Raw genomic sequence first — 4737 nt, forward strand, 5'->3', positions numbered from 1 at the left:
TGATAATTGGCTCATGGGATGATGATGTCTGATCAATAAGCCTGTAGAGATTTGAACGGGCTTCTGTTACCGATAATATTCTCATATATACCTCCTTGTATCTTAAACCAACATAACTGTACGGCATGCCGTACGCTTTGTCAAGGTGGTAGTTTTGAGACAGAACGCCAAGATCACTGGTGAAATTCAGTGCATTTTAATTAACTAATCCGGTGACACCTTACCTATTTTCCTTCGACCTGGCTTCTTTAGCCTGAGCCGTCTCTCTAAAATAGTCTCCAATTGCTTTACAAAAGTCGTTTTTCCCAACGGTCGGCTGTTACGTTCATGCTTTCTGAACAATTCGATTTCAGATTCCTTAATATCCAAAGATAAAAAATTACCCCAGGATGTCTTGACAATCTCAAGCAAGGGTCTTGTTTTGACAAGAACGTCATCCTTTTCATTCATATGCGCCCCGGCGCTACTCCATTTCCAATGTTCAGGACGTTTTACAAGACCGGCACGGACCGGGTTATACTCGATATACCGCGTGCATGCCAGCAAGTAACTTTCTTCCATGATAAATGATGCAAAACGCCCCTGCCATAAATGACCGCGCCAACCTTCCCTGAAATTGATCATTCTCGTATATCGCCGGTGTGCTTCCCCAACGGCCAGATTTAATCCATCCTTGATTTCATCATGCAGATCCCTGTGAATCTACTGATTTTAGACATGGTCATGGCCCCTCTCCATTTCCGGACTTGAGACCTACAAACGGATCAAAAAAATCCGACCGTCCCAGAAAGCCATTCTTGCAAGTGGACATTCGGAATCAGAAGATGTATTAAAAGCCCTGTCTATAGGAGCAGGAGCCTTTGTTAAAAAACCCTATACCATATTGGATATGGGCATTGCCGTAAAAGAGGAACTTAACAGATGATGGATATTTTAAAAACAAAAGCGGATATGCAGGCCTGGTCTGCTGCAAAAAAAAGAGAGGGAAAGACCATCAGTTTTGTACCCACCATGGGATACCTTCACAAAGGACATGTTTCGCTGCTTGACATAGGCAAGCCTTTGAGTGATGAGCTGGTCCTGAGCATTTTTGTCAATCCCACCCAGTTTGCCCCCAATGAAGACCTGGACGCCTATCCCAGCAATATTCGCAATGACCTGGATCTGGCACAGCAGGCAGGCGTAACAGCTGTTTTCCTTCCGGATAAAAACGAAATGTACGGGCCAAACTACCAGACCCGTGTCTCTCTGGACCATCTTCCCCAGTACCTGTGCGGCCGGTCCCGCCCTGTCCATTTCGGGGGAGTGGCCACGGTGGTGACCAAACTGTTCAACATTGTCATGCCTGATGTGGCGGTTTTCGGGAAAAAAGACTTCCAGCAGCTTGCCATCATCAGACAGATGGTGAAGGACCTGGATTTCAATATCCAGATCATCGGCGGGGAGATCATCAGGGAAGAAGACGGGTTGGCCATGAGCTCCAGAAATGCCTATCTTACGCCGGAGCAGCGTACTTCCGCGGTCTGCCTTTCCAAAGCCATCAACCTTTTAAAACAAAGGGTTGCCAAGGGCATCCGGTCTGTTCCGGATCTTGTCAGGGAGATGGAAGCCTTTATACTCTCATTTGAGCACACCCGGATTGATTACATTGAATTGTGCAATCCCCGGACCCTTGAGCCGGTGGAAACCGTCCAGGCAGAAACCCTTGTGGCCCTGGCCGTACAGGTGGGAAAATCAAGGCTGATTGACAATGCCCTGATTGAAGCGCCCTGATCTTTTTTACACCGGCGGTTTCACCACGACAATCACCCGGCACTCCTTTAAAAAGATGTGGCGCTCGCTCTCCCTGTCCAGGGTTTTGGCGTCTGCCATGCTCATCACAATGGCGCCGGTTTTGTCCCCGGTTTTTCTTAATGCCTTGACCACCAGGGGATTTGAACCGGTTCTGGCAGACGCAAGGGCCTGGTCCATGTCGCACAGATAGGCGCAGACCCCGTTTTGAACGGCAAATTCCCGACTTATAAAAACAGAGGAATAGATTTCCCTGCCCTGTTCACTGACAATGGTGGGATAAAGTAAGGGCTCAAAATTTAACATTCTTGCATCCACAATCAGTCCGGTATATGGCTTGGCAGCGGCTGAAGGCGTCTTGTCAACCGGTTCAGCCAACCCCTGCTTCAGTTCGCTGATCTTGGGAATCTCCCGGATGTGATCCGGAAGCACCAGTTGAAGAAATCGGCCATAGGATGTGGCCTCCACCCAAACTTCCACATCCAGGGCAGATGTATACAGTTGACCGCAAACCCGGGCATCCTGGGCAACCTTCTCAATCCCGGCAAGAATGGCATCATGGGTTGATGCGTATTCCCCAACCGTGAGATCCCCTGAAATTTTGATCTGCTTGAGAATGGCAATCAGGTTCCGGGTGGCACAAGCTCTGGCAGACCCAGGCATGGCCACAGCCTTGCCTTCGGCATTGATTTCGGGAGATGCATGGCCTGTGGCCGTAAAAAGGCCGGTTGTCCAGTCTATGTGCCCGTTTTCAAGGGATTGAAGACAATTGGGGAAGGCTTTTGCCGTAAACATTGTCATGCCCAAAACAAAGACCCCTAAAATAAGGATTTGATGGGGTTTCATCCGTTAAGCGCTCTCGCCTGATGGGGAGACTTTCTGGAAAATGAAGCAAGAAAATGGTGTTCAAGCAAATCAGCAATTGATTTTATATCCTCTAACCCAAAACAGTTTTTTTTTTCGGGCCGGATATCCGTATCTGTCACAAAAGCAACAAGATTAGGGTCTTCAAGACATAAAGGTGCTTCATGGGGGCTATTTTTCCTGAACACCTCAATTTTGGGAAGAGACAATGTCTTGAATCCTTCAGCAAGAATAAGGTCCGTATCACCCAGATAGTGAAAAAATTTCTCTTCGTCCGGACGGGTATCCTCTTTTACCAGGGCCACCTTTGTATCCGTCACAATAAGAGAGGCAACAGCACCGGCATTTTTATGCCGCCAGCTGTCCTTTCCCTTTTTGTCAAAATTTAAATTATGATGGGTATGTTTCACAGATCCCACACGAAACCCGCGTGCGCTGAGCTCTCTGATCAACTTTTCCATCAACGTGGTTTTCCCTGAGTTGGATTTGCCGACAATTAAAACAACCCGAGGCGTTTTTTTACTGTTCATATACACAGCCTTGAATGTTTTTTATTCTTGAACCATGGATTAAATACGGCTAAGGTATAAGATGCACATGTAAAAAAGTCAAGAAAAGGAGGATATTATGGATTTATCTTATATTTGCGTTAATCATAATTGCTCGTTCCCGGGGGCAAATCCCTTTGAAGTGACATTCAAATCAGAATCCATCATGGATGAAAATAATGTTGCAAGCCTGTTCTGCCCTTTTTGTCGAAGTGAACTCATGCTGGTACGGGTTCCGGATGTATTCCCGGAAAAATTACCAAAGGACAACACAATATAGCACAGTTGAATCAAACCGAATGTGTTTGGGCTCGGCCTGAAAACCAATGACTCTCTACCCTGCGTGGGACGCCGAACCTGGAGGACGATGACGAAAGCCGTGCATAGGCCACGCCAACCCAGAACCGGAAAATATTCGATGCGTTACTCACCGTCTATCAACGATAGCCCATGCTGTCGGGCCTTCCTTGCGTTCATCCTGCTTCTTGCCGTGGCAGCTTGTTCGACGGGACAACCGGAGATGAATAAGGCGGGCGGCGAATTTGACGCGGTGAAGACTGCCGCCCCCTCCGTCAGCAAAGTCGACAAACTGCAAGGCCGTTGGCGATCCCGAAGCGATACCTGCGCAACCATTGAGATCAAGGGGAACATCTTCTTGTCGCTATACAACGAGGAGATCGTGAGCAATGGGGTCTTGACGTTTGTAAACAATTGCCAAGAGCGTTTTCACGACCCTCAGGGTCAGTTCTTCATCGTTTCCAACGAGGCTGATGCTCTTTGTTACCATCTCACCGTGGTCGGGGACACCTTTCTAGAGTACGTATACATCCCTCGCGGTACGACCTTGTCCTACGAACGGATCGAATAGCGGGTCTGTCCTGCATGCCACAGGCGTTGATTGTGGGCGGTTTTCGGCTGCATCCGCAAGGGGTTTCATCTGGGCACACACAAGATAAATTAACACTGTTTCAATAAGTTGTATATTCTTACTCACAAAGCTCTATGGACGATGACGTAAGGATACAACAGAGAATTAACTGTCAACCCACTAAAAACATGGACAAACAAATATGAATGATAAAACTAAGCTTAACATCTTGTGGACAAATGACAACTTAATTACCTCAGAGAAAATGGTATTTATGTATGCAATTAACGCCAAAAGAAAAGAATGGTGGGATGACGTAACCATTATCATATGGGGAGCCCCAGCAAAACTTGTGAGCAACGATAAAAAAATTCAAGATCTGATCAATGAGGCACAATCAGAGGGTGTGCATATCACTGCATGTAAAGCGTGTACTGATCAACTTGGCGTTACAAAAATTCTTGAAGGGTTAAATATCGAAATAAAATACTGGGGAGAAACCTTAACACAAATTTTAAAGTCAGAGGAAAAACTCATAACTATTTAGTATCTGCTGATTTTCTCCTATATGAAGAAGATAGCCTTGACCCCCTTTTAAGACCTTCATTAAAAAATCATGGTAAAAAAAGACTTGTTAGGGGTTTAGAGCGTTTTTTAAGGCAATTT

The 4737-nt window shown here is 46.4% G+C and carries 8 protein-coding genes; 5 read left to right on the plus strand and 3 right to left on the minus strand.

What is annotated here, in order from left to right:
• Positions 1 to 204: 204 nt before the first annotated feature.
• Complete coding sequence (locus AB7U36_RS18605; RefSeq protein WP_428161159.1) at positions 205 to 561, minus strand: hypothetical protein; 357 nt, start codon at positions 559 to 561, stop codon at positions 205 to 207.
• A 175-nt stretch (positions 562 to 736) separates the two neighbouring features.
• Here AB7U36_RS18605 and AB7U36_RS18610 point away from each other — a divergent pair, with 175 nt between their 5' ends.
• On the plus strand, positions 737 to 925 hold the full coding sequence (locus AB7U36_RS18610; RefSeq protein WP_428161162.1) for a response regulator transcription factor: 189 nt from the start codon (positions 737 to 739) through the stop codon (positions 923 to 925).
• On the plus strand, positions 925 to 1773 hold the full coding sequence (gene panC / locus AB7U36_RS18615) for a pantoate--beta-alanine ligase (protein WP_428159000.1): 849 nt from the start codon (positions 925 to 927) through the stop codon (positions 1771 to 1773). The genes AB7U36_RS18610 and panC overlap by 1 nt, the downstream gene beginning before the upstream one ends.
• Before the next feature lie 6 nt (positions 1774 to 1779).
• Here panC and AB7U36_RS18620 read toward each other — a convergent pair whose 3' ends face one another.
• Positions 1780 to 2637, minus strand: coding sequence for a hypothetical protein (locus tag AB7U36_RS18620; protein WP_428158998.1), 858 nt, complete (start codon positions 2635 to 2637; stop codon positions 1780 to 1782).
• Positions 2634 to 3185 (minus strand): molybdopterin-guanine dinucleotide biosynthesis protein B, encoded by a 552-nt coding sequence (gene mobB / locus AB7U36_RS18625; protein ID WP_428158997.1) that lies wholly within the window; start codon positions 3183 to 3185, stop codon positions 2634 to 2636. The genes AB7U36_RS18620 and mobB overlap by 4 nt, the downstream gene beginning before the upstream one ends.
• Before the next feature lie 97 nt (positions 3186 to 3282).
• Between mobB and AB7U36_RS18630 the strand changes: the two genes are divergently transcribed.
• The 3 genes from AB7U36_RS18630 (at position 3283) to AB7U36_RS18640 (ending at position 4618) form a co-directional block, all read left to right on the plus strand.
• Entirely contained in the window at positions 3283 to 3483 is a 201-nt protein-coding gene (locus AB7U36_RS18630) for a hypothetical protein (protein WP_004070962.1), read from the plus strand.
• A gap of 138 nt (positions 3484 to 3621) precedes the next feature.
• Complete coding sequence (locus AB7U36_RS18635; protein WP_428161160.1) at positions 3622 to 4071, plus strand: hypothetical protein; 450 nt, start codon at positions 3622 to 3624, stop codon at positions 4069 to 4071.
• Between the two features lie 202 nt (positions 4072 to 4273).
• Positions 4274 to 4618 carry a DsrE family protein gene (locus AB7U36_RS18640; protein WP_428161161.1) on the plus strand — a complete coding sequence of 115 codons (345 nt, stop codon included), beginning with the start codon at positions 4274 to 4276 and terminating at the stop codon, positions 4616 to 4618.
• Positions 4619 to 4737: the final 119 nt, after the last annotated feature.

Source organism: Desulfobacter sp. (assembly GCF_050177295.1).

What these genes read in the sequence shown, in the direction of transcription:
- AB7U36_RS18635 (WP_428161160.1), top strand. Translation starts at nt 3,622, where the DNA reads ATGCGTTACTCACCGTCTATCAACGATAGCCCATGCTGTCGGGCCTTC.
- AB7U36_RS18640 (WP_428161161.1), top strand. Translation starts at nt 4,274, where the DNA reads ATGAATGATAAAACTAAGCTTAACATCTTGTGGACAAATGACAACTTA.
- mobB (WP_428158997.1), bottom strand. Translation starts at nt 3,185, where the DNA reads ATGAACAGTAAAAAAACGCCTCGGGTTGTTTTAATTGTCGGCAAATCC.
- AB7U36_RS18605 (WP_428161159.1), bottom strand. Translation starts at nt 561, where the DNA reads ATGGAAGAAAGTTACTTGCTGGCATGCACGCGGTATATCGAGTATAAC.
- AB7U36_RS18620 (WP_428158998.1), bottom strand. Translation starts at nt 2,637, where the DNA reads ATGAAACCCCATCAAATCCTTATTTTAGGGGTCTTTGTTTTGGGCATG.
- panC (WP_428159000.1), top strand. Translation starts at nt 925, where the DNA reads ATGGATATTTTAAAAACAAAAGCGGATATGCAGGCCTGGTCTGCTGCA.
- AB7U36_RS18630 (WP_004070962.1), top strand. Translation starts at nt 3,283, where the DNA reads ATGGATTTATCTTATATTTGCGTTAATCATAATTGCTCGTTCCCGGGG.